General features: G+C 68.7%; 1 protein-coding gene and 1 pseudogene. One reads left to right on the forward strand and one right to left on the reverse strand.

What is annotated here, in order from left to right; translation table 11 throughout:
- On the reverse strand, positions 1-346 hold a 346-nt coding region (locus JMF90_RS38930; RefSeq protein ID WP_201326528.1), incomplete at its 3' end, for an arginase family protein.
- Between the two features lie 282 nt (positions 347-628).
- Here JMF90_RS38930 and JMF90_RS40535 point away from each other — a divergent pair.
- Positions 629-815, forward strand: a pseudogene (locus tag JMF90_RS40535) (hypothetical protein); the annotation flags it as partial.

Genomic DNA, 815 nt, shown 5'->3' on the forward strand with positions numbered 1-815 from the left:
CGACGATCGCCGGCTTGATCGACAGCGGATTGTGCGCGTCAAACCAGCAGTCGCCGTAGTCGACGGCCGCGAGATCGTCGAACGGATCGAAGCCCCACGGATACGGATGGAGCTCCGCGAGCTGCACGCTCGCCGCGCGGATCGCGGCCGGCCCGAGCCGCGCGCCGGAACGATAGGTCGTCGCGAGATCGAGCGGTACGCCGGAGATCGCGACGTCGACGCCGTCGAGCGCACGGGAGTAATTGCGGCGCATGAACGACAGCACGCCCGCATAGGTGTTTTCGATCGAGGAACCGTACGGCGTCGTGCGACGGATCGCGCCGTCGCCGTGGAGAAGTTCGGTCATGGTCGGACCTGTTTTCGTGGGGAGCCGGCGCCGCCCTTCGCATCAGCGCGCGGGCCGGGCACGGCATGGATTCATCGGCACGCCCCGGCTCGCGCATCCGGTCGCGCGGCCAGGCGGGGCATCGACAACGGCAATACCGCGGCGATCATAGCAAGCCGAATCGCAGCCGTTGCCCCGGTTCAGCCGGGGCAACGCGCGGAAAAACCAGCGGCGGCATCGCGGCTCGTCGCCGTCGTTTCCTAGAAGGATTCACCGGTTTTCGCGCCTTCGTTCTTCCGGATAATGGCCGGCAGCCGCGCCCTCGACGGCGCGCCGTCCGCTGCAGACGAAGACAAACCGGAGACACCCGCCTTGATCGCCACGCTTCCCGCCACCTATCGCCGGCTCTGGCCGCTCGCCATCGCCGCGGCGTTGCTGTACGGACTGTCGCTCGCCGCCGCACCCTATCCGGGCCAGGCCGCCGCGAAAG

Origin of the sequence: Burkholderia sp. E168m23 (assembly GCF_016586125.1) — a bacterium.
Taxonomy (GTDB): Bacteria; Pseudomonadota; Gammaproteobacteria; order Burkholderiales; family Burkholderiaceae; genus Burkholderia; species Burkholderia orbicola.